This is a genomic window from Deltaproteobacteria bacterium (assembly GCA_028818775.1).
Lineage (GTDB): Bacteria > Desulfobacterota > Binatia > UBA9968 > JAJDTQ01 > JAJDTQ01.
This window is the reverse complement of record JAPPNE010000058.1, coordinates 54685-78318: the sequence shown is the minus strand read 5'-3', so window position 1 is coordinate 78318 and position 23634 is coordinate 54685. Positions and strand designations below refer to the sequence as shown.

The window sequence follows — 23634 nt, the reverse complement described above, 5'->3', positions numbered from 1 at the left end:
GCGCGGCGAGAATGTGGTAAAATCGGAAGGTGAACCGGCTACCTCGGGAGAAGCGGATCCAGGTCCTGCAGCTCCTCGTCGAGTGCGTGGGCATCAGGTCGATCTCAAGGACCTTGGGGATCGACCCTCACACGGTTCTGTCGCTCCTCGAGACGGCGGGGAGAGCCAGCGCAACCTACCACGACCTGCACGTAAGAAACGTAGCGGCTGAGAACGTCCAGGCCGACGAGATCCACTCCTTCATCTACGCCAAGTCCGGTAATCTTCGCGACGCCAAGTCGCCGCCCCCCGAGGCCGGGGACGTCTACACCTGGGTCGCCATCGACACCGACACGAAGCTGGTGATCTCCTACCTCACGGGTGGGCGCGGCTCAGCCGAGGGCCGGATGTTCATGCGCGACCTGGCTTCGCGGATCTCGAACCGCATCCAGCTCACCACGGACGAGTACACGGTCTACCCGCCGGCCGTGAAGGAGGCCTTCGGGGGCAACGTGGACTTCGAGTTCGGGGACGCGACCAACAGCTTCGTGGAGCGCCAGAATCTCACCATCCGGACGCACATCAAGCGCTTCGCGCGCCGGACGAACGCGCACTCGAAGAAGCTGGAGAACCACGTCTACGCGGTCAACATCCACTTCCTCCACTACAACTGGGTGCGTATCCATCAGACGATCCGGTGCACACCGGCGATGGAAGCCGGACTCACCAAGGAGCTCCACGACTACGAGTGGCTTCTGGACGTGATCGAGAGGTACGGCTAATGAAGAATCGGTACTACGTGAATACGAAGGCTCAACCGAATGACGGCCATGTCATTCATCAGGAGGGTGCCTGCAGATGGCTCGATGAAATGAAGGCGGAACATCGGATGTACCTCGGGAAGTTCAAATCATTCCGAGACGCAAAGCGTGAAGCGAAGAAGAGATATGACAATGCACGGCCCTGTGGATACTGCCTGGAAGGACCTTGACGGCGCCGCCAGGTCCAGATACCATTCCCTGAAAAGACGAGAGCCGCCCAAAGGCGGCTCCCTGGCCCCGGAGGGCCACAAGGTCAAGTAGCTTTCTCCTTGTACCGCTCGTCATCGCAGTGGTCAAGCCCTCCTACAAACCACGGGAGGGCACTATGCTCCTCACTCAAGCTGAACTCGAATACCGCCTCGACGTCGCGGAGGGCCGCTTCCGTCGTTCCCATCGCCTCGACGACCTCTTTGACACTCGCAGCATGGCGGGCGCCCTGGAGCACCACTCCCGGCGCTGGCAGAGGTTTGCAGACATGGACCGTCTGATCCGATCCAAGGTTCCCCGGCTCACCGCCGAAGAGCTCGTCGACCAGCGGCTCTTCAGTTGATCAGTGCCTCGTCGCCGCTGAGTTGAGCTGGGCGCTCTCCTTCAGGGCCTTCTCGAGCTCGTCGACCTTCCCGTAGAGGATGCGGATCAGGGCATCCTTCTCCTGACAGCCCTCGCATTCGCAGGGCTTCTCGTTCGTGCAACCGCATTCGGGCATGGGGCACCTCCTTTCTGAGGAGGAGCCTACCACCGCCCTTTGCCGGCGCTCGATTTCAAATTCACACAGTACCCAGAGAGTCGGCCACCTTGACAATCTCGGCTGTGGTAAAGTCCCAGGCGGCCGCCTGCTTCGAAAGGAAGGCCTGCGTTGCCGGATCCACGTTCGTGGCGTCGCCTTCGTTGAAGTAGGACAGGGCCTTGACCGCTTCGGTTGGAGGAAACTGCTGTCCGTAAAGGGTTCCCGCCGCGCCGAGTCCCTCTTTGAGCGGCACGCCGGTTCGCAGAATAGCCGCCAGATCGAGATAATCGCGGGCCGCGACACGTTGCAGCAGCACCTTGAGCTTCGTCCCGAACAGGTCCAACAGTGAGGCCACCCGCAACACTCCGTCCTCCGTCATCTCCGGACTTCCCACGCGGCCTGTGTCGATGCCGCCGAAGAAAGAGACTTTCACCGGATTCGTTGCAGTGCGGGGTGAAGTAGAGACGGTCAACGTGTCAGGTGCCCTTTGGAGCACGTCAGCCTGTGTCATGAAAGGGAGGCGGAACAGGAGGTCGAAGTCAACGGGGTCCGACGAGAAGAAGTCGAAGTCGACCGACGCGCGGTGGCCCAATCGCAGCGCGAGAGCAGTGCCGCCGTAAAGGACGAAGGAGTCGGGGATGTCCTTGAGTGCGGGCCACAAGCTCCGTTGCTCGTCAGGAAGAACGTCCAGGAACGGCTTGAACGTCACCGCGGGATCTCCGGGGGCAGACGTCGCACAGGCAACTCGGGAGGCGGGGTCAATCCTAGGCGGAGATGCCAGAAATTCCAGGAGCGGGGATTGAAAATGCCGATGGGTGGATCGCGCAGCACTTCCCGCAATTCGGAATTGGAGACCAGCGACAGCAGCCAGCGGATGTCGTCGGCGGTGCCGACGTTCATCATCTGCGCCAGGAACAGTGGCCGGTCCGCCAAAGTGCGTTCCGGCGGTTGCCACCAGACGTACTTCCTGGCCATGGACGGTGCGCGCGTGTCACTAGTCAAAGGGTCGAGGTTGCGTTCCTCAACGTGCGGCTTCGTCTCCATCGGTCCAGAATGCAGGCTTGCAGTGCCGTTTGCAACAAGCGTCCCAGCGTCTGCTGTGCGTGCATCGTTCCGAGTGAATTACTGCGCGGCGAATGGATTGCGGACCCTTACGGTCCCGTACATGCGACGGTGCTGAAATCCTCCGACAGGTTCGTTGAGCCCATTGACTTCCGCGTACGTACGGGCGTTCCAGATAATGACTCTGGTTACCTCTGTTAAACTTTGGCTAGGTGCGGCTACCGCCGCTTGGTGGCCTGCACAGCTACCGCTGTGGTAACCTCTCCGGCGGGCTGGCGTCGTGGATACCCTTTCGGCTCGGTATGGTGGTTTCCGTTTGGTCTTTGGTGGGGGGCAGGAGGAAAGATGGCGACGTTCGATCGCGGTCTTGATGACGAGTTCGTCGAATGCCTGAACATGGAATACGCCAAGGGCGGTTGGTGGCGCGCGTTCGTCGACGATAGGGAACTGTTCGTGGCTATCCGCGACAACCGCTTGAATGTGTACTATCACGGGTGCAGCTTGGCTGAGATATGGTGTGAGGCAGGGGCGGTGGTCGGCCGGACCCACTACAAATACCTTCTGCGCCCTTCGGTTGACGACCCCTATGTGGGATTCGTCGACGGAGCGTATCGTTTCCCGGAAGATGCCTCGTCGCTGTTTGTGGAGTCGCCGAAAGAGGTGAAGGATATAAAGCGGGCGGCAAACGCCTACGTGGGCGAGGAGAAGGCCGGCGTTCAAAGGGTCATTGACGTAAACCCGAACATCCTCGACGTGGAGATCGGGTTCGGGCTCCCGAGAACGGCGGAGACGCGGCCCTCGGCTCCGCGCGTGGACTTCGCGGCACTCCAGGTCTCGGACGACGGGGCGACCGTCGTCTTCTTCGAGGCGAAGCGTTTCGCCAACCGCGACCTCCGGGCTGAGAAGGGGAGGACGCCAAGAGTCATTGAGCAGATTCGCGAGTACTCGGCGCTTCTTGATCAGAATCGCGCGAGAATAGTCGACCGCTACCGCCACGTCTGCCGCAACCTCCGGTGTCTGCGCGGCGTAGCGAAACGGCGTCCGGAGCGCCACGCGTTGCTCGAGAGCATCGCAGAGAAACCGCTGTCCATAGACGCGAAACCGAGGCTCGTGGTGTTCGGTTTCGATGCGGCCCAGCGAGACGGAAGAGTCTGGAAAGGGCATCGGCAAAGGTTGGTGGAAGTTCTTGGGAGGCAAAGAGTTCTACTCAAAGGCAAGGCGCAGGATATCAAGCTGAATTGAAGCGGACCCAAGCAAGGGTCGGGGCGTTGTGGGCGGTTTTCATCTCAAAGGGGCAGTGGAGGATACGGCGACTGTGGAGGCAGCGACGGTCTGGAATGTCCTTCACGCGTTATAGGGCCTGCCTCCAGACCGAACCCATGTCCGTTTGAGTCGTCCGCGGTTTGTCGGAGGAGCCGTTCGGTCCATCCTGTTGCGAATCGTCAACCGTCAAGCCATAATTCCATAACTCGTTCCGCATCGGATGGGGTTTCCTTATGTATCTTGTCGGCATCGACTGCGCCACGAAACCGCGCGATGTAGGAATCGCCCTTGCTGAGATGGGGGATCCGGTAGAAGTTCTGGAGATCTATGCGGGGGACAGTAACCCTTGGGGCCGAGTGATCGAGTGGGTGTTGAACTTTGCGGGCCAAGATGTCCTGGTAGCCCTCGACGCCCCGCTAGGTTGGCCTATCGCGCTTAGCGAAGCGCTCCATGAACACTCAGCCGGCAACCCGGTCGGCAATTGCCCGAACGATATGTTCCGTCGTTCGACTGATCGGGATATTCACAATCGGCTTGGCAAGCAACCGCTTGACGTGGGTGCGAACCGCATCGCACGCACCGCTCACGCCGCACTAAAAGAACTGGAATTCTTACGAGAAAGTACTGACAACCCAATCCCACTCGCTTGGTGCCATGACAATCTTGGGGGCGTCCAAGCAATCGAGGTTTATCCCGCCGCGACGTTGAAGTCGCATTGCATACGTTGTGATCGATACAAGCGCAAGAACAACCCCGATCACAGACGCGGCCGCGAAGAAATCGCAAGGAGCCTACCAGGTGTTTCCTTTGCCGGGGATTGTTGGGATGCGGTAATCGCCAACGCCGACGCTTTGGATGCTGCGGTATGCGTCTTGGCGGCGGCGGACTTTGTCCGCGGTGACGCCACCCAGCCTCCAAACATCGACGTCGCGAGCCGAGAGGGGTGGATCTGGTGCCGCGCCCCGAATTGCTCCTCTGCGAGGGCATAGCAGAAGCTGGCCGACCGCGATCGGGCTGTGTATCTCGGTGTCTCACTTCCCGCCCGGCACCAGAAAATGGGACAAGATCGAGCACCGGATGTCCTGTCACATCACCGAGAACTGGCGCGGCCGACCGCTAGTGAGCCACGAGGTGGTGGTCAATCTGATCGGCGCCACGATCACCAGGGGCGGCCTCGCCATCCGCTGGGAGCTGGACCAGGGCTACTACCCGACCGGTCGGTAGGTGAACGACGAGCATATGGACACTCTGTCCATCAAGCGCGACGCATTCCATGGCGAGTGGAATTACATTGTGTTTCTCAGATAACATCCTTGATTGACCAATTTATTTTGGCGAGACTACTTAGCACACGGGTCCAAGGACACGCCGCCCGTCAGAGTTTTCCAAGTTGCGGACGCGCGGAACGGTTCTACCTGGAGCGGAAGTCCGCAAGACGCGTGTGATCCACGAGTTGATGAAGGTTCTGCAGCGTGAAGACCTTGCCGCGGGTTGAGAGAAGCAGCTTTTTCATGTCTTCACGGCGGACGCCAAAGCCGCGTCCCGCGATACAGGCCACTACTTCGAACCGGGGGCGGCCTGCGGGTTGCCCTTCCATGCTCAGCGTGCCGAGATGTTGGACGCGTGTTACCTTGTCGCGGGCAGTACCGTCGTCTTCGGTGAGCTTGGCCTCGATGACGACCTTTGGGTTGAACTCATTGGGGATCACGAAATCAGGGGCTTGGTCGAATCCGGGCAACCGCTCCGCCCGCTTGGTTTTGCGAAAGCTTATGCCAGCGCGGGACAGGACGTCCTCTATGGCGTTCTCGACGATGTTTCCGACCAGTTCGCTGATGGAGTCCCGATGCCCGGCAAACGGCCGGCCGAGCAGGCGTTCGTAGAGCAGGATGGAGTAAGGAACGCCCATATCCGCCAATGACTGTAGGCTGGCAAGTCCGGCCTTGGTATCAGCCTTGTCGAACCTGTGAAGTTCGCCGGGTGAATTTCCGGGCGCGCCAGTTTGAATGATGTGGCAAGCGGCTGCGATCAGCGCGTGAATACGCCGTTCCGTCGCCGTCCCGCTTTTTGGCAAGGCCTCCCCGGGTTGCATTCGAAGTTTGCGGTCGATGGCTCGCGCGGCGCCTTGGGTGACGGTGACGCCGGTGTGTCGGCTAGCGTAGTACGCCCACTCCGGCGGAGTGAACCCCAGCATGCAGCGAAGGACAACCAGTGAGATCGGGACCTCAAAGACGGCCGACGCAACCTTCTCTGGCGTGACCTCCCGGAAACCGCCGGTGGCACGTTTCAGCGCTTCATATCCGTTTTCAAATGTCGAGAATTCGACGAAACCCTTGCCTTTCGGCATGACCAGGAACTCTGATTCGAGACACGCGAAAACGGCGTCCACATACCCGTCCAGGTCGGATTGGAGCTCGTCGAAACCGACTTCAAAAGGGAACGGCACTCAGTCTCTCCTCGGCGGGTGCGTCCGCTACGTACAAGGATCCCTGTAGTGGTGCCCCTGGCTGACCGGTTGCCACGCGCTCCACGAGTTGCTCCGGATTGCCATAAGTCAAGACCGCCTCGGCAAAGTTGGCCAACTTTCTCCTGGTGGACAGTTCGACGTTCCAGCGCTCGCGGAGTTTCCAGACCGCCATGCGGGTAAGGTGGCCGAAGACGATGCATCGGCGATCGCCGTGGGTGGGCGTTCTGCCGGCCCTCTCCAAGCCTTCCAAGTCTTCCCTCAGGATCGTGGAGAGTTGCTCTGGTGATTCGAACAGCCAGCGCTTCGGTGTCGCACCCGAAGCGCGACATACGAAGACCGTGTCGATGATGGAGGACGCTGTGCCGTGGATGTGGATCGAACCGCCCATTTCCGCTGGGCAGGGGAGCGATGCGGAACAGACAAGGCGCGCGTCCAGTATGGCGACACCGACTGCGTAGTAGGCTTCCAGCTTGTTGTGATGATAAGTGAAGACCAGGGGAGCGCCCAACTTCAATCCATCAGCCATGCGCGAATAGACTTTAGCCAGCCCTTCCGTGAACTGTTCCAGGCCGCGTTCCTCGGTGACATTGCCCGTCAACTCGCTTGGTGAACGGGTGGATGGGCGGTCGAATCCCTCGGCTTTGTTGCCGGCCAGACGGCGCAGCCAAACATAACAGAAATCCATCAATTCGCCGTATTGGACGTTTCCGAAATAAGGCGGATCGGTGAACACTGCATCGAGACTTCGCGGCGTCAGCTCTACGTCCGCGGCATCCTCGCAACGAATGGCGACCTCTCTTCGGCTATCGTTGAGCCTCTCGCCGATCCATTCGCCATCGATGGGAACTCTTACTTTACGCCGGTAGTGGCGCTGAACCTCGAACGGGGCTTGGCAATAGCGCTTCGCCTTTGCGTACTTGTCGACGATGTTGGACCAGCCGCCTGAGCCGACGTTGACGCCGCCACCGTTGGCGATACCCAGGAAATTGGATTCACACTGTACCAATCCAACCGGGAAACCGTGGACCGAGAAGATATCCAGTGATTTCAGGGCCATGGTGTCGTAGCGGCAAAGCATGTTCTGGTAACGCAACAGGTCGGAGAGGTTGGTCGCCAGCGCGTGCCGGATGCGGCGGTTCCCGGTCTCGGCAACCAAGCGGCAACTCAACTCCAAGCCGAGGAGTTGGCGGGGATTGAACATGTCGCGGTAGCGGGTGTAGCCCCATCGATGTAGTCGGTGGGTTTCGTCTCCGGGGAGGATCTCCTGGTCCGGCACAAAGCGTGGGACGGTCCGTGCCCAGCGCTCTACAGCGTCGGCCATACGAGTAAGATCCTCGGCGTCGGGTTTCTTGAAGAAACGGCCCTTGTGCCCCGTCTTCCGCTTCGGGTTGTGGTACTCGATGGCGAAAAGGCGGTGCTCAAGAGGTTGCTGAAGCTGGCCTGGATAGACGTTGGAGTAACCGCAGCTTGGACAGGCGCAACGGCCTCGGCGGGCGGGCCCGGTCTGGGTCAGCATGGTTCCGCATGCCGTACAATCTCCGGGATTTCTTCGGTCGTCGACCTCGTTAAGTTCGCCGCAGACTGGACAGACCAAGACATTTTTCGGGTGTCGCTTGTTCTCGGCGAGAAGATAGCCCGGGAAGAGATCCAATGGTTTTCGACAGCCTTCACATTCCGACACCTTGACCCAAAGAAAGGACTTCACCGGGACGTTCGTGTCTCCGTAGCGAGGGCACGATGTCCGAAAATATGGACCGATTTCGGCGTCCAGGGCGGCAATCAGAGAGCGGGCGGCCCGCTCATATGCCGCTACGTCCAGGTGTTCGATTTCCTCTCGGACGATCCACGCCGCCATCGGGTTGATGTCGAAGCCCTGCACGGCGCATCCGAGTCGGTTCGCCTCGATCAGCGGCGTCCCGCCGCCCATGAACGGGTCTGCGATCCGCGTCCCTGACAGGTCATTCGATCGAAAAAAAGCGTCCTCCAGGCGACCATTCCCGAACTCCGCGAGCATCAGTCCACGAAACAGAGTTCCCGGACGACGGGCAAACCACTTGTGAACACCAATAATCGGCCGATAGTTCTGCTGGATCTGTTTCTCCCTGAGCGCCAGCTCTGCAATCAGGGGAACATCGAAACGGCGCTCAATGCTCATCGATGGTCCTCTCTCAGCACCCCGGGAAGCGTCACTTGAAGCTTGCTCGTTACCTTCGCCATCTCTTTACCATATCAAGCGCGGTGTCTTTGTCAGCTATTCAAGTCAGAGAGTCGCCACTATGACAATCGCGGTTGCCGTAGAGGGCGGTGCCGCCGTAGAGGACGAAGGAATCGAGGTTTTCCGCGAGCGCGGGCCACAGATTCCGTTTCTCGTCGGGAAGAACGTCGAAAAATGGATTGAATGTCACCGTGCCCCGCTGCCCGGACGCCTACTCGACCCCCGACCCCGTGACCGGCTGCACGCGGCTCAGCACGTTGCCGAGGGGGCCGATCTCGGCGGGGGTGCCGTTCAGGTAGGCGATGAACTGGTGCGACTGCACGGGCACCCGAGGGCCGGGGGTGAGGATGCCGACGAGGTTCAGGGGGTCGGTGCAGGACACGATGACGGGTTCCTTGTCGGGAGGCAGTCGGCGCACGGTGCGCATGGACTCGACGGCGTCGGGCAGCGCGTACTGCTCGCCCACGAAGCCGTTGACGAAACGGCCGCCGCGGATCTCGCCGCGGGCCTCCATGCGCCGGTAGGCCTGGAGCAGCAGGCGCCAGGGCGGGCAGCGGGTCTCCCGCGCCAGAAGTTCCCGGAACACCACGCCGTAGCGTTGCAGGAGCTGGCGCGCCAGGGTCTCGGTGGCGGCCTCGGGTGCGCCGGGGTCTTCCTTGCGCCACAGCGACCAGCGCCCCACGGGCATGGTTTGCGCCGCGCCCTTGCGGCCGCCGCGCCGGTTCTCCTTTCGTTTGAGTTCCGGGGTGAGCAGCATCCGCAGACCGGCGATGCCGTCTCCGGTGACCTGCCCGCGGGTAACCAGCTCCCACAGGGCGCGTTCGGTGCGCACGGTGAGGTGCCCGGTCCCGCGAGCGATGTCGGCGAGGAAGGAGGCGCCGTGGGTTTCCAGGTACGCGGCCACGTCCCGGGCCGGGGCGGACAGTCCCTGGAGGCCGCGCCAGTCCAGGGCTTCGGGATCGAGGAAGTGTGGCAGGTCCTCGCGGACGACGAAGGCCAGTGGCGCGGAGCGGGTGGGGGTGGTCCGGCGGGTCTTGCCGTTGGCGGGCTTGAATGCCAGCGGCGTGGCGTCCCAGAGCTTGGCCACGGAAGGGTCGTCTTCCGGTTCACCGGTGTCGCGGCGCAGCCGGCCCCAGGTGACCACGCCCGCCAGGCACAGGTGCTCCAGCTCGGCGGGGTCGTAGGCGGCGATGCGGGCCGGCAGGACATGCTGCTCCCACGCCGGGGCGGGAAGCTCCATGCCCTGGAGTTGGCGGATGACTTGGTGCACGCCGTCGCGCCCGTGGAGTTGCGCGCCGGGTTGCGCGTGCTGCCAGCGCAGCAGGAAGCGGATGAAGTCGGCGCCCGACACGGGTTGGATCTCGCGCCTCAGCCGGCCCAGGGTGAGGCGATGGATGCGCGACAGGAGCCGGCGCTCGCACCATTCCACCGGCGCATCGGCGCCGGCGCCAGGCGAGAAGCGGCCTTGCAGCACCACGCCGGAGACTTCCAGGGCGGTGAGGGCCCGCTCCACCGATTCAAGGCCAAGGCCGGTGCGGGCCGCCAACCCTTCGGCGGTGATCGGGCCGCTGATTTCCATCCACCCCTGCACGGTAAGGCGGAGGGCTTCGTCAGGGGAGGGTACGACCTCGGGTTTTGCTGCGTCCGGTGAAGTTACGGGCGGAGTCATACGGAAGTCGCCCATCACGGCCTTGGCCTCCGCCAGCCGTTCCGCGGCTACGTAGAAGGGGGTGCCTTCCCCGCGTACCGGTTCGGCCACGGTGACCCGCCGCGCCGCCATCAGTTCCTTTGCGTAGCGCTGCCACGGCTCGGCGTCCCGCACCGGCAGCAGGATCACCGTCAGCAGCAGGTCGTGCAACTCGTCGGGGTCGCGGATGTCCGGCCACGCCTGGGCCGTCACCTCCGCCAGGGCTTCGGGGCTCAGGGCGCCGATGCCTTGGGCCAGGTCCGGGTCGGTGCGGCGTAGCGCCACGGCGCGGGCGCGCCGTTCCTCCAGCGGGGCGTCGTCGAGGAACGCGTAGGGGTTGGCGTTGAGGATCTCGTGGGCCATGGGGGAGGGCGCGGGGGTCTCCACTGTCACGGTGGCGATCTCGCCGCGCCCGAGCCGTTCCAGCGTTTCCTTGAAGCCGTCCACGTCCATGGCCTCGCGCAGGCAGTTCTCCAGGGTCTCGCGGGTCAGGGGGTGGTCCGGCAGGTCGACCGGTCCGGCGCGGTTGTCCTGGCACATCACCTGGTCCGGGAAGACCGCGCCCAGAAGGTCCTCGGCGCGCATGCGCTGAATTTGCATGGGCACCTTCTTGCCGCGGCTGAAGCGCTCTACCGCCAGCGCGCGGCTTGCGTTCCAGCGCCAGCGGTTGGTGAACATGGGCGCGGCCAGGGACGCCTGGGTCAGGTCCCGTTCCACCGTCGCCGGGCTGAGGTAGCTGAAGACCGTGTCCAGCGGGAAGGAGTGGCGGTCGGTCAGCGAGATCACGATGCCGTCGTCGGTGGCCGCGGCCTGGAGCTCGAAGTCGAAGTTGACACAGAAGCGCTTGCGCAGCGCCAGGCCCCAGGCGCGGTTGATGCGTCCGCCGAAGGGCGTGTGAAGCACGAGCTGCATGCCGCCGGACTCGTCGAAGAAGCGCTCGGCGACGATGCGGTCCACGGTGGGCACGCAGCCGAGCATGGCGCGGGTCTCATTCACGTAGGCGACGATCTGCTCCGCGCCCGCCGGCCCGACCCCGGTTTCGCGCTGAAGCCACGATTCAGGCGGTTCCCCGGGGGCCCCGGCCGCTTCTCTGTCGGACGTGGCCGCTTCGCCCGCGTCCGCCCCCGCGGCGGCGTGCCGGGCCACGGTCTCGCGCACGTCGGAGACCGCGCGCGACAGCTCCAGGGTGCGTCCGGGTGCCTCCCCCAGCCAGAACGGGATGGTGGGCGGCGCGCCGTGGGCGTCCTCCACCCACACCTTGCCCGAGGCCACCCGCTGGATGCGCCACGAGGTGTTGCCCAGCAGGAAGATGTCGCCGGCCAGGCTCTCGATGGCGAAGTCCTCGTTGACCTTGCCCACGAAGGTCTCGTTGTGCGCCTCCACCACGTCGTAGTCCGCGGTGTCGGGGATGGCGCCGCCGTTGGTGATGGAGACCAGCCGGGCGCCCCGGCGCGCCCGCAGCATTCCGTTTACCCTGTCCCGGTGAAGATGGGCGCCGCGCCGGCCCCTGGCGGGGGCCACGCCCTCGCACAGCATGTGCAGCAGCTGTTCGAAGTCGCCGCGAGAAAGGTCGCGGAAAGGATACGCTCCCCGCACCAGCTCCCAGAGGGTTTCCTCGGCAATGCCCGACGGCGGCTTGGCCTCGGGCAGGAGTGGCAGGGTTTCGCCGGGCTTGTGGGCGGGCGTGAGGCTTGCCACCGTGGCCACCATCTGCTGGGCCAGCACGTCCAGCGGTTCCCGGACCAGCCCGATGCGGTCCAGCTCTCCCCGGCGCACGGCGTAGATCGCGGCGGCGGCCTGGAGCAGGTCGTCGCGGGTCAGCGGGTACAGGATGCCCTTGGGAACGGCGCCCAGCCAGTGCCCCGAGCGCCCGACCCGCTGCAGCAGGGTGGCGATGGAGCGCGGCGCGCCGATGTGGCAGACCAGCTCCACGTGGCCGATGTCGATGCCCAGCTCTAGCGACGCGGTGGCCACCACCACCGGCACCTCCGCCGCCTTGAGCTTCTGCTCGGCTTCGAGCCGGGTCTTGCGCGACAGGCTGCCGTGGTGGGCCAGGACCTTGCCCTCGCCCAGCCGGTCGGTGAGCTGGTGCGCCACCCGTTCCACCAGCCGGCGGGTGTGCACGAACACTAGGGTGGTGCGGTGGCTCTGGATCTGCTGCACGATGCGGTCGTAGACCTCGGCCCACAGCGCGTGGGAGGTGATGGGCCCCAGCTCCTGGTCCGGCACTTCGATGGACAGGTCCAGTTCGCGCTTGTGGCCCACGTCGACGATGGCGCACTCCGGCGCGCCGTCGGGCCGCAGCCTGCGCGCGCCCACCAGCAGGCGGGCGATGTCGTCCATGGGCTTCTGCGTCGCGCTCAAACCGATGCGCTGCAGCGGGCTCCCGGCCAGGGCGTCGAGCCGCTCCAGCGAGAGCGCCAGGTGGGCGCCGCGCTTGTCCCCGGCCACCGCGTGGATCTCGTCCACGATGACCGTGTGCGCGTGCTTCAGCAACTGGCGGCTGCGTTCGGCCGTGAGCAGGATGTAGAGCGACTCCGGCGTCGTGATGAGGATGTGCGGCGGCCGGGAGAGCATGCGCTGCCGCTCGGTGGCCGGGGTGTCGCCCGAGCGCACGGCGGTGCGGATGTCCTGCAGCGGTAGCCCCCGGAGCCGGCCCGACCGGGTGATCTCCGCCAGCGGTTCCTGCAGGTTCTTCTGGATGTCGTTGCCCAGGGCCTTGAGCGGCGACACGTAGACCACGTGGGTGTGGTCCCGCGACGGCTCGGCCGGGGCGATGAGTTGGTTGATGGACCAGAGAAAGGCCGCCAGGGTCTTGCCCGAGCCGGTGGGAGCGGCGATGAGCGTGTCCCGCCCCCGGGCGATCTCCTCCCAGCCCGCCGCCTGCGGCGCCGTCGGCCTGCCGAAGCGGTCCCGGAACCAGTCGCGTACCAGAGGATGAAATCGGTCGATCACTGCGTTAGAGTCTTCCTGGTTACCCAACGCATCTTAGCACAGGGCCGTCGGGACGGGACAGGGACCGTGCCGGACCGATGGCGCGCGAACCGCCGATGAACTTGCTATCACCCGGAATGGGCGTGACCATGTCGTTCACGCCGCAGATGGAGAAGCGTCTCACGCGCCGGGCGGTGCGGATGATCGTGTCGTCCGTGCGCCAGTTCCCCGAATTGCGGAACATGAAGATCCACGTGGGCCATACGAAGGCCAAGCTCGGGGTCGCGTTCATTCCCAGGGCGTTCCGGCTGCCGTTGTACATCCGTCTCCGGGTACGGGGTCTGACCCACAACACCATCGGCCACGAGTTGACCCACCTGCTGCAGGGGCTGACGAAGTTGCCGCCGCCGGACGGAGTCCCCGCGTGGGAGCCGGTTCCCATCGGCGAGACCCAGTGTGACATCTGGACCCTGGCGCGCAGCGAACTCTTCTGCGACGACGCCCCCACCTACCTGCGCATGCCGCGCGCCGTGCGCGAGAACTGGCGCCACTACGCCCGCCCGGTGCGCTCCCTGTGCGTCGAGGCCATCCGCCAGCGGCCCGTCCGCCGCACCTACATCCGCTGGCTGGAGTCACAACTCGCCGAGTTGCCCGAGCGCGCGCCCGTGGTGCGGGCGGATGCGCCGGTGCAATTGTCGTTCTCGCTGTGAAAGCAAACCCGTCATTGCCGCGCGCCCTTCATGAATCACCTCACGGCCGCTTCGTAGTAGGAAACGTCGATGTACTTGTCCGGCGAAGGTGGCGGAGAGGCGATGTAGCCCATGCCGGCGCGGAGATCGAGGGCGGCGGCAATTCCGGGGACGTTGAGCGCGGCCTTGGGGTAGAGGCCGTGGGCAGGGTCCAGCAGGGCGTCCAGGGTCTCTTCGGCGGCACCGCCGGTGAGGCCGTTGTACCGCGCCAGGATGTCGAGGCAGCGGGGCCGGTTCTCGGGCGCGAAGCACCATTGGGTGGCGGCCACATAGCAGCGGATGTAGTGGACCAAGTGCTCCCGGTTCTCTTCCGCCCAGGAGCGCTTGGCCAGGCCCACCGTCGCCTGGTACACGGGCGCCATCTCCTCGCCACGGGCGATCACGTGGCAGCCCCGTTCCAGGGCGGCTCCGACGAAGGGCGGGGTGAGCAGCGTGGCGAAGAGCCTGCCCTCGATGAGCGTCTGGTAGCGGCTCTCCCAGCCGCCCACCTCCACAAGCTCGTATTCGTGCGCGCCGAAACCGTGGTCGCGCAGCGCCTTCTCCAGGATGAAGACGAAGCCGCTGTCGCGCGCGTCCACCGCCAGGGGTTTGCCGCGCAGGGACTCCATGTCGGGACACCCGGGCGCGCCCACGAGGCTCAGCAGGCCGCTGTGGAGCCCCATGAACGCGAACAGGTCCGAGCCGGGCTGGTTCTCCACGTCGCAAACCACGTCATCCGCGGCCGCGTGGCCGATGGTGGAGCGGCCCGTGCGCACGGCTTCGACGAGATACGCGGAGCCCGGTGTGTACTCGATCTCCACGGCGAGCCCCGCGCCGGCGAAGATGCCGTTCTCCATGGCCGCGTGCACAGGCAGGTTGTAGGCGGCTCGGAACTGGATGAGTCGGATGGGGGTCAACGAGGTCATGATCGCGACCGGAGGGTCAAACCCGTATCGTCGGGACCTGGCCTGGCCCGATCCCGACGACGAAAATCATCCGCACGTAATCGTGCGAATCAACCGAACAGGACACTAATCGTAGCGGCCGTCGACGATCATCACCAAGGCCGGCAGGAGGAACAGGATGAAGATCGTCGACAGGATGAGCCCGCCCAGCATGCTGACCACGAACGGCACCAGGAAGATCAGCTCGTCGCTGCGTTCGTAGAGCAATGGCGACAGTCCCACCACGGTCGTGAGGCTGGTCAGCATCACCGCGCGGAAGCGATGGCGGGTCGCCGCGGACGCCGCCGCGATGGCCGGCATCATGTCGTTTTCCCTGCGGAGAAGGTTGTAGCGGTCCAGCAGCACCAGGGCGTCGTTCACGATGATCCCGCCCACCGCGACGATTCCGAACAGCGACATGGCGGCGAAGTCCCACCCGAGGATCCAGTGGGTCAGCACCGCTCCGGCGAACGAAATCGGAATGCCCACCACGGCCACCAAAGGTTTCCAGTAGCTGCGCAGGAACGCGGCCATCAGCGCGTACATGGCCAGCAGCACGAGGGGAACCAACAGCCCGAGCGTGCCCAACAAATCCTTCTCGTCTCGGGCCGCCCCGTCGGGTTCAACCTTGAGGCCGGGGTACTTGGCGAGCAGATCGGGGATGATCCTTTCCCCGACCTCCCGCCTGGCCTGGCGGGGGGTGGTCACGACGGCTTCGATACGCGCGTCCACGAACGCGGCCTGCTTGCCGTCGATACGCGTCAGCGTGGTCAATTCGCGGTTCTCGGTGAGCGTGGCCACCGTGGACAGCGGCACCTCGCCGCCGCCGGGCGCGCCGCGGTCCCGTCCTCGTCCCCCATTTCCGCCCCCGGGCCGGCGGATCCGCTCGTTGGCCAGGTCTCCCAGGCTTTGCCGCCGCTCGGCCGGATACCGCACCACGACCCTGACTTCCTCCCGGCCGCGCTGGATGCGCTGGACTTCCACCCCGTGGAAGCTGGCGCGCAACTGGGCGCCGATGCCCGCCGGCGTCAATCCCGCCGCCTTCCCGGCCCGCGTGAGCTGGATCTCGAAGTGCCGCTTGCCGGCGGACAGGCTGTCGGAGATGCCGAAGACCCCCGGCACGGTGGCCAGGGAGGCTTTCAACTCCGCGGCGGCGTTTTTCAGCACGTCCGTGTCAGGGTGCACCAGCGCATAAGAGACCGGCGGCTTGGCCTGCACGCGTGCGCTCTGGAAAGCAACGCTCTCCAGTTCCGACGTGTCGCCGACGTTCCGGCGCCAGACCCGCTCGATATCCCTGGACGAGGCGGTGCGCACCGGACGCGGGTTGAGATGTATCCGCACCGAACCCACGTTGCTGCGGTTGGTGCCGATGTCCGATGTCCGGATCTGCATGAGATTGCCGGCGGTTATGGCCACGGACTTGATCGAGGTGCCGTCGAGTTGATCGTTGATGGAGCGGGCGGCGTTCGCGAAACGCTCGGCCGCGGCGAGAGTCTGTTCGAACGGCGTCCCCGGCGGCAGATGCAGGTCCGCCTGAATGCTGTCGGAGGCGAGCGCATCCTGGTCGATGATGACGACCCGGACGTTGCCGGATCGCAGGAGCAGTGCCCCGATGAGCACCACCACCGCCCCGATCGCCAGGGTGAGCCAGGGATGTTGTACGGCGCGCGCCACCGACGGCGCCACGATGGAGTCCCGCGCCCGGTCGATCACGTCGTCCATCCGGCGTTGGATGTCGCTCAACGGCGGCGCGCTCCACGGGCGCTCGTGTGACAGGTGCGCGGGCAGGACGAAGAAGGACTCCACCAGCGAGACCAGGAGGACGAAGACCGCCACGTAGGGAAAGACGGTGGTGAGCTGGTAGCCGCCCGAGGTGACGAAGAGAAGCGGCGCGAAGGCGAGCAAGGTGGTGGCCGCCCCCACGGTGATCGGACCGACCATCGCCCTGGCGCCGGAGATGGCCGCGTCCGCCGCGCTCTTCCCGTTCGCGCGTTCCGCCGCGATGCTCTCGCCCACCACCACGGAGTCGTCCACGACGATGCCGATGAGGAGGAAGAAGGCGAAGATGGTGCCGATGTTGAGGGTCAGGTCGGCGGCGCCGAAGAAGATCAGCGAGCCGATGAAGGACAGTGGAATCCCTATGGTGATCCAGGTGGCGACGCGCAGGTCGAACACCAGGACCAGGGTCAGGAAAACCAGCAATGCACCGAGGATGCCGTTGCGGATGATCTCCTGCAGCCTGTCCAGGGCGGGGGTCGCCCGGTCGTTCCAGATGCCGACCGTGACGTTCCCGGGAGCCTTGCGGCCGGCGAGCCACGTCTTGACTTCGTCGCCGATCTCGACCACCGACTCCTGCTCGACGGCATTGATTCGGACGAACACGGTGGCTTGGCCGTTGACCTCGGAGACGATGTCCTCGTCCACGAACCCGTCGCGGATGGTCGCGACGTCGCCAAGGGTGACGATGGCGCCGCCGAGCCGCGTGATCAGAGGGATGTCCTTGAACTCGTCGCCGGTGCGGCGCTTGGTGATGGTCTGCAAGACCACGCCGCCGGCCTCGGTTCGCAGTTCGCCGAAAGTGAGATTGAGGGAAGCGCGTCTCACGAGACGGGAGATCTGGGCGATGGAGAGATTGTGCCGCCGCAGCTCTTCCTCGCTCAACTCGATGGTGATCTCGCGGTCGCGGGTGCCGTGCAGCGTCACCTGTGAAACCGACGGCAAGGCCAGCAGCTCGTCGCGCACGTTCTCGGCGGCGAGACGCAGCTCGTTCTCGGAGGCGTGGGAAGACGACACTGCCAGCGTCAAGACCTCGATGGCGATGCGGTGGAGCGTGACGTCCGGTCTTTCCGCGTTCAGTGGCGGGAAGTTCTCGATGCCGTCCACGGCGTTCTGGACATCGTTCAGGACGGTGTCGGGATCGGCGAAGGTTTCCAGTTCGACCCTGAGCCGGCCGAGCCCCTGGGTGGCCGTCCCCACGACCCTTTCCACCCCTCTGAGCCCGACGATGGCTTCCTCGATGCGGCGGTTGATGTCTTCTTCCACCTCCTTGGGCGACGAACCGGGCGCCGGCACCGTCACGGTAATCGTCCGAAGATCGAAGTAGGGGTAGAGTTGAACCGCGAGGTGCCGTCCGGCGACCACGCCGCCGATGATCAGGAACAACAGCAGCAGGTTGGCGGCGACCGGATTGCGGGCGAACCAGGCGATCGGTCCCTTGTTGGTGGCGGCTCCAGCGTCGGTGGTGCTCACGTCCGGACTCCTTTATTCCGCCACCGCCACCGCCAAGCCTTTCCTGGCTCCCGGCGGCGCGCCCACGACCACGCCCTCGCCCGCGTCGAACGCCTCCACGATCCAGCCTGCGTCCGTGCGTCCGAGGGTCTTGGGTGCGACCGACTTCAGCGCGCCCTTGTCGACCACCCAGACGCTGCTGCCTTCCTGCAGAACGGATTCCGGCAGCACGTAGACATTGTCGTACGAGGGGCCCTCGATCCGGACGTGCGCGAACATGCCCGGCAGGGGTAACCTTTCCTTGGGGATGTCATCCGAGAACTTGAGGAACATCCCGGCGAGGCGCGTGCCCGGGGCCACCGCCGATGACACGCGCTCCACCGTTGCGTCGTACGCTCCCAACTGGGTCCGAACGCGGGCGGAGCGGCCGATCACAGGGAAGAGGTACGCCAGGTCCTTGGGGTCCACCGGCACTCTCACCCTGATCGCATCGGTCCGGTACACGGTGCCCAGCCTCCCCGCGCGGCCAGACACCGATCTGGCGGGCCCTACGAACTCGCCCACCTCCAGCTCGGTGGCCAGCACGCGGCTGTCGTACGGCAGGGAGATGTTCGTCTGTTCCAGCCGCAGCTTCGCGAGCTTCAGCACCGCCCGCGCCTGCGCCAGCTCGGCTTCCATTTCCGCTATCGACGGCAAGCGGCGCACCGAGTCGGAAACCTCGGCGCCCGGGTTCGCGCGCAAGAATTCCCTCGCGTCCTCTTCGCCGCCGGCCTTCTCGACCCACACCCGGGCTTCCGCTGCCTTCACCGCCATCTCCGCCCTTTCCACCCGGATCTCGTGTTCGGCGGTATCGATCTTGATGAACGTCTCGTTGGCCGGTATCGATCCCCCGTTGCTGAACTTCGGTGAAATCCATACCACGCGACCCGTTACCTCGGACATCAGCCGCGCCTGCTGTTCGACCCGGACGGAACCCGTCAACTGGACGGTCAGCGCTTGCTTGGTCGGCTTGGGCTGGATCACGCTGACGGTGGGCTTGCCCTCCTCCGCGTTCAGGTCCGGCGTGGCGTCGAGGGCCACGCGACCAGGTGCGCGCGCGAAGTAGAGAGCGATCACGACTATGAGGAGTATCGCGGCCAGTTGAACGATACCGAGCCATTGAGGCCGGCCGGATTCACTTGATTGTGCCATCTCTCATCCTCGCCAGCTATGAAAAGCGTGCGTTGGTGGTTCGTACCTGTGTCGGAGTCGCGGGAAACGCAACCGCCGGCAGCGTATCCGCTTCCTGGCACTCCGCTCGATTCTCGGAATGGGATCGTAAATTCGCAATATCACACCTTGTGATTTGAAGCCACTATTTCGCGGAGGGCGATGGTCCTTCGAATGGGAAAACGCCCGGTACGCCACGAACAAGTCGGGCGATCCACGGAGAAGTGGCGACGGTCCGGCCGGCGGTGTTAGTGTGTTGTAAGGAGCGGAGGAGAAACGAGCAGCATGCCGCAATCAAGGTTCCAGCACGTCGGCCGGGATGTCCCGCGGGTGGACGGCTTTGACAAGGTGACGGGGCGCGCCAAATACACCGGCGACATCGTACTGCACGGGATGCTTGAAGGCCGGATCCTGAGAAGCCCGTTGCCGCACGCGCGCGTCCGTGCCGTCGACACGTCCAAGGCGGAGGCCCTGGACGGCGTGCGCGCGGTGGTGACCGCGGGTGACCTCGCGGGCCTCGACCCCTTCTACAACGGCCGCCCGGTGGTGGCCCTGGAAAAGGTGCGCTACGTGGGCGAGCCCGTGGCGGCGGTAGCGGCGGAGGACGAGCACACCGCGGAGGCGGCGCTGGCGCTCATCGACGTGGACTACGAGGAGTTGCCGTCGGCTCTGGGCATGGATGCCGCGCTGGCCCCGGGGGCGCCGCTGATCCACGACGACGCGCCCGGCAACGTGTGCGCCCACGAGCGGGTGGAGCAGGGCGACGTGGAGGAGGGCTTCGCCGCCTCGGACCGCGTTTTCGAGGGACGTTACACCTTCCCCATGGTCTACCACTACAGCATGGAGCCCCACGCCGCGGTGGCCCGGTACGGCGCCGACGGCATCGACCTGTGGTCCTCGGCGCAGCATCCGTTCCTCGTGGAGGGGGACATCGCGCGCATCTTCGGCATGACCCGCTCCCAAGTGCGGCTGCGGGTGCCCTATCTCGGCGGTGGCTTCGGCGGCAAGTCCTACACCAAGTTCGAGCCGCTGGTGGTAGTGCTGTCGCGCAAGGCGGGCCGTCCCGTGCGGCTTTGCCTGTCCGTCCCCGAGGCGATGGTGACGGTGCGGCGCCACGGCGCCGTCGTGGAACTCAGGACCGGAGTGAAGAACGACGGCACGCTGGTGGCGCGGCAGGCCGAGATCCGGCTCGACACCGGCGCGTTCACGGAGAACACGCGCATGGTGGCGCAGCTCGCCGCCACCCGCGTGCTGGGGCCGTACCGTATCCCTCATCTCAGAAGCGACGTCTACTCGGTGCACACCAACGCCGGCTCCGCGGGCTCGTTCCGTTCCGTGGCCGCTCCCCAGACCATCTTCGCCTGCGAGTCGCAGATGGACGAGATAGCGGCGGAGTTGGGCATGGACCCGGTGGAGCTGCGGGACAGGAACCTGCTCAAGCGCGGCGAGACGCTTCAGCCAAGGCTGCGGCCGGTGGACGTGAACCTTCGTTCGAGCCTCCGGCGGCTGGTCGCGGGCGCCCGCTGGCACCGTCGCGCCGGCCGCGGGAATGACGCCGGGAAGGGGCGTGTGAAAGGCGCTGGAACGGGCAGCGGAACGGAGACTGGCGGACGCGAGCCCGGCGGCCCGCCCCTGGGCATGGCCTGCGGCTCCACCAACGCCGGCGGCGTGTTGCCGGTGTCCGTGGCGCTGGTGCGCCTGGGGCCCGACGGCTACGTGGCGGTGATGGCCGGGAGCACGGAGATGGGCCAGGGCGTCAGGACGACATTCACCCAGATCGTCGCCGAGGAATTGGCGCTGCCGCTCGACCGGGTGCGGGCGGTTTCCGTGGACACGACGGTCACCCCCTACGACCACTCCACCGGCGCCAGCCGTTCCACCACGGTCATGGGCCGCGCGGTCCAGGCCGCGGCTCGGGACCTCAAGCGGCAGTTGCGCGCCATCGCCGCCAAGGCGTTCGGCGTCACCACCGGCAAGGTGAGCTTGTCGCAAGGGCAGCTCGTGGCGGGCGAGCAGGCCATGTCCTTCACCGATGCCCTGGAGCGCCGTTTTGGCGCCGTCGCCGGCGAGATCGTAGGGCGCGGCACCATGGACCCCAACATGGTCCGGTGGCAGACACCGGTGCTCTGGGAAGTGGGCATGGGCGTCGCCGAGCTGGACATCGACCGCGACACCGGCGCGCTGAACCTGGTGAGCTACGTCTCCGTGGCCGACGTGGGCAAGGCCATCCACCCGCAGCACTGCATCGGGCAGGAGGAGGGGGCGGCGATGATGGGCATCGGCCACACCTTCATGGAGCAGATGGTCCACGACGACCACCAGTTGCTGAACCCGAACCTGGTCGACTACCGCGTCCCCAAGTTCGAGGACCTGCCCGCCGAGTTCCACACCCTCCTGGTGGAGAACCGCGACGGCATCGGCCCCTACGGCAGCCGCGGCATGGGCGAAGGCGGCATCTTCTCCGTGGCCCCGTCCGTGGTGAGCGCCCTGGCCCGCGCCACCGGCGTGCGCATCCGCGACCTTCCGCTGACGCCGGAACGGGTGTGGCGGGCGCTTAGGGAGGAGGGGTGAGGGGGCGGACCTTCTCCTCGAGCCAGGAGTGCAATTCAGTGAACCGGAACGAGCCGGTCTCGAAGAGGTGCATGAAGAAAGCGTGTGCTTCCTCGTTTTCGCAGTCGATGAACCGGCCGTTCATGCGCAGAAAGGTGTCGGTGACAAAGAAGGCGATCCGTTTGTTGCCGTCCACGAAGGCGTGATTGTTGGCCAGACTCTCCATGAGCGCCGCCGCTTCCTGGATGAGTGTGTCGTAGTACCCAAGTTGGGGTCGCATGAGCGCGGCGGCCAAGGCACCTTCGTCACGGATGCCCATGGTCCCGCCGAATTCGCCGATCAGGGCGTCGTGCATGGCGATGACTTCCTGGATGGTTGGGAAGTCATGATTCATTTGGCCAGCAACTCGCCCAAGCGACGGTTTCTTTCCATGCTGGCCTGGAAATGGGCCATGACCGCAGCGCGGGGCTTGTCCAGGGCTCGGTTCTCGACGTACGTTCGCAGGGCATCCTCCAGAACCGCCTGGAAATGACGGCCATCCTGGCGTGCGATCTCGCGCACGGCTGCCAGCAGTTCCGGTGAGGCCTGACTGGAGAATTTTTCTCGAGGTACGGGCATGTTTCCTCCGATTCCTGTCCATTATGCAGCTATCGTGGAGCGGCGTCAAGAAATCGCTTGATGGAAATGGGGTGAAGAGGCTTGCCGCTCCTGGGAGCGGCCTGTATCCGCTGACAGCGAGGCGAGGCGCCCCCATCCGCGATCCGACGGCCCGGACGGTTTAACCGGTTGGACGAGTTGCGAGGTCCGCTTGTGCGGGTTCAAGAATCACGTAACCGTCGACCAACATGTCCTGATCGAGTCCGTCCACCCGCCGTTGGAACTCCGATGGCGTCATTCCGTTCTCGTCGAGCAGCGCGTATTGATCCGCATATCCCCGAAGCACGCCGTGCCGGGCCACGAGTTCCCGGAGAGCGGGAATCGTCTCTTTTTTGTCGGCCTCGATAGCCTGGGCGACCGCTGGCTTGTCATCTTTGACGGGCAAGGGGATTCTGAACAAGTTTCCGTCCTTATTGGTGGACAAGTGGATGCGGCTCCGCAACTCGTCAATACGCTCCGCTTCGCTCCTGTCCTCGCCGGCGGCAAAGTTGAGCCACGTGGCCACCTCGCGCAGCGACACCTCGGACACGAACTCACCCGCGACAAACCGTTCAGGGTGCTCGCCCAGGAGATCGCTGGCGATTTGTCGAGCCTGCTGTGCCCAGAAGGCGAAATCTTTATCCAGTTGATGCTTTGCCTCAAGCACCATCCCTCGTTCCGCGAAGCACGCTGCGACCGCCAGTGACGTCAAGGCGAAGTACCTCTGGCACGCCATGGCCGTCTCTGCCTGCGCGTCAGGCAGTAAAAGTCGGTACTTCATTTTGGCCGGATTCAAGACGGTCAAGGCCGAGTTGAGCAAGTCGTGTGCCTTTGTGCCGCCCCCCTGCATGACCGTGGAAAGGAAGTCCAGAGCCGACGCGAGTTTGGATCTCTCCTTCAGCTCCAGCAGTTGTGCGATTCCGTCCACCGCGTCTTTGATCTCTATCAGCCTCTTTTCGAGGTCAGTCAGTTTCTTGTAGAGGACCGCGAATCCGGCGGCGCTGACCGCCAGGTTGAGACCCGACAGGAACATGGCGCCCGTCGCCATTTTGTAGCAGGTGTTCCGTGCTGGCGAGCGGCAGGTTCAGGGTCCCTCCAAGCGGTACGTTCGGGTCTTGTCCGGCGGGTATGAGGTGTCGGATGATTTGGCCGGCTCCGTCCGTGCCCGGCGCCATGCGGATCACACC

Annotated in this window: 18 protein-coding genes and 1 pseudogene; 7 read left to right on the top strand and 12 right to left on the bottom strand. The window is 64.9% G+C overall.

What is annotated here, in order from left to right:
* The first annotated feature begins 29 nt into the window (after window positions 1-29).
* Window positions 30-761 carry an IS1 family transposase gene (locus OXU42_07615; protein ID MDE0029250.1) on the top strand — a complete coding sequence of 244 codons (732 nt, stop codon included), beginning with the start codon at window positions 30-32 and terminating at the stop codon, window positions 759-761.
* Window positions 762-1125: 364 nt separating this feature from the next.
* Window positions 1126-1350: a hypothetical protein gene (locus tag OXU42_07610; GenBank protein ID MDE0029249.1), complete on the top strand. Its 225-nt coding sequence runs from the start codon at window positions 1126-1128 to the stop codon at window positions 1348-1350.
* Here OXU42_07610 and OXU42_07605 read toward each other — a convergent pair whose 3' ends face one another.
* From OXU42_07605 to OXU42_07595, 3 genes are all read right to left on the bottom strand, one after another.
* Complete coding sequence (locus OXU42_07605; GenBank protein ID MDE0029248.1) at window positions 1351-1506, bottom strand: hypothetical protein; 156 nt, start codon at window positions 1504-1506, stop codon at window positions 1351-1353.
* 61 nt (window positions 1507-1567) lie between these two features.
* On the bottom strand, window positions 1568-2236 hold the full coding sequence (locus OXU42_07600; GenBank protein MDE0029247.1) for a nucleotidyl transferase AbiEii/AbiGii toxin family protein: 669 nt from the start codon (window positions 2234-2236) through the stop codon (window positions 1568-1570).
* Window positions 2233-2529, bottom strand: coding sequence for a hypothetical protein (locus OXU42_07595; GenBank protein ID MDE0029246.1), 297 nt, complete (start codon window positions 2527-2529; stop codon window positions 2233-2235). The genes OXU42_07600 and OXU42_07595 overlap by 4 nt, the downstream gene beginning before the upstream one ends.
* Before the next feature lie 405 nt (window positions 2530-2934).
* Here OXU42_07595 and OXU42_07590 point away from each other — a divergent pair, with 405 nt between their 5' ends.
* The 3 genes and pseudogenes from OXU42_07590 (at window position 2935) to OXU42_07580 (ending at window position 5160) form a co-directional block, all read left to right on the top strand.
* Window positions 2935-3831: a hypothetical protein gene (locus OXU42_07590; protein MDE0029245.1), complete on the top strand. Its 897-nt coding sequence runs from the start codon at window positions 2935-2937 to the stop codon at window positions 3829-3831.
* 254 nt (window positions 3832-4085) lie between these two features.
* Window positions 4086-4841, top strand: coding sequence for a DUF429 domain-containing protein (locus OXU42_07585; GenBank protein MDE0029244.1), 756 nt, complete (start codon window positions 4086-4088; stop codon window positions 4839-4841).
* A gap of 19 nt (window positions 4842-4860) precedes the next feature.
* Window positions 4861-5160, top strand: a pseudogene (locus OXU42_07580) (ISAzo13 family transposase).
* Window positions 5161-5263: 103 nt separating this feature from the next.
* Here the strand turns inward: OXU42_07580 and OXU42_07575 are convergent.
* The 3 genes from OXU42_07575 to OXU42_07565 form a co-directional block, all read right to left on the bottom strand.
* Window positions 5264-6295: a hypothetical protein gene (locus OXU42_07575; GenBank protein MDE0029243.1), complete on the bottom strand. Its 1032-nt coding sequence runs from the start codon at window positions 6293-6295 to the stop codon at window positions 5264-5266.
* A complete protein-coding gene (locus OXU42_07570; protein MDE0029242.1) occupies window positions 6279-8471 on the bottom strand; it encodes a DNA methylase in 2193 nt (730 codons plus the stop codon). The genes OXU42_07575 and OXU42_07570 overlap by 17 nt, the downstream gene beginning before the upstream one ends.
* A 271-nt stretch (window positions 8472-8742) precedes the next feature.
* Window positions 8743-13173 carry a DEAD/DEAH box helicase gene (locus OXU42_07565; GenBank protein ID MDE0029241.1) on the bottom strand — a complete coding sequence of 1477 codons (4431 nt, stop codon included), beginning with the start codon at window positions 13171-13173 and terminating at the stop codon, window positions 8743-8745.
* A 95-nt stretch (window positions 13174-13268) separates the two neighbouring features.
* Here OXU42_07565 and OXU42_07560 point away from each other — a divergent pair, with 95 nt between their 5' ends.
* The gene (locus OXU42_07560; GenBank protein ID MDE0029240.1) at window positions 13269-13862 is read left to right on the top strand and encodes a hypothetical protein; all 594 of its coding nucleotides are present in this window, start codon (window positions 13269-13271) and stop codon (window positions 13860-13862) included.
* Window positions 13863-13897: 35 nt separating this feature from the next.
* Here the strand turns inward: OXU42_07560 and OXU42_07555 are convergent, their stop codons facing one another.
* The 3 genes from OXU42_07555 to OXU42_07545 form a co-directional block, all read right to left on the bottom strand.
* Complete coding sequence (locus tag OXU42_07555) at window positions 13898-14806, bottom strand: ABC transporter substrate-binding protein (protein MDE0029239.1); 909 nt, start codon at window positions 14804-14806, stop codon at window positions 13898-13900.
* Between the two features lie 105 nt (window positions 14807-14911).
* The gene (locus OXU42_07550; GenBank protein MDE0029238.1) at window positions 14912-18073 is read right to left on the bottom strand and encodes an efflux RND transporter permease subunit; all 3162 of its coding nucleotides are present in this window, start codon (window positions 18071-18073) and stop codon (window positions 14912-14914) included.
* A 12-nt stretch (window positions 18074-18085) separates the two neighbouring features.
* Window positions 18086-19243, bottom strand: a complete 1158-nt coding sequence (locus OXU42_07545) for a hypothetical protein (protein MDE0029237.1) — start codon at window positions 19241-19243, stop codon at window positions 18086-18088.
* Window positions 19244-19546: 303 nt separating this feature from the next.
* Between OXU42_07545 and OXU42_07540 the strand changes: the two genes are divergently transcribed.
* The gene (locus tag OXU42_07540) at window positions 19547-21832 is read left to right on the top strand and encodes a xanthine dehydrogenase family protein molybdopterin-binding subunit (protein ID MDE0029236.1); all 2286 of its coding nucleotides are present in this window, start codon (window positions 19547-19549) and stop codon (window positions 21830-21832) included.
* Here OXU42_07540 and OXU42_07535 read toward each other — a convergent pair.
* The 3 genes from OXU42_07535 to OXU42_07525 form a co-directional block, all read right to left on the bottom strand.
* A complete protein-coding gene (locus tag OXU42_07535) occupies window positions 21816-22205 on the bottom strand; it encodes a type II toxin-antitoxin system death-on-curing family toxin (GenBank protein ID MDE0029235.1) in 390 nt (129 codons plus the stop codon). The two genes, OXU42_07540 and OXU42_07535, sit on opposite strands and share 17 nt — an antisense overlap.
* On the bottom strand, window positions 22202-22429 hold the full coding sequence (locus OXU42_07530; GenBank protein MDE0029234.1) for a hypothetical protein: 228 nt from the start codon (window positions 22427-22429) through the stop codon (window positions 22202-22204). Before OXU42_07530 ends, OXU42_07535 begins: the two co-directional genes overlap by 4 nt.
* A 160-nt stretch (window positions 22430-22589) precedes the next feature.
* Entirely contained in the window at window positions 22590-23495 is a 906-nt protein-coding gene (locus OXU42_07525) for a hypothetical protein (protein MDE0029233.1), read from the bottom strand.
* Window positions 23496-23634: the final 139 nt, after the last annotated feature.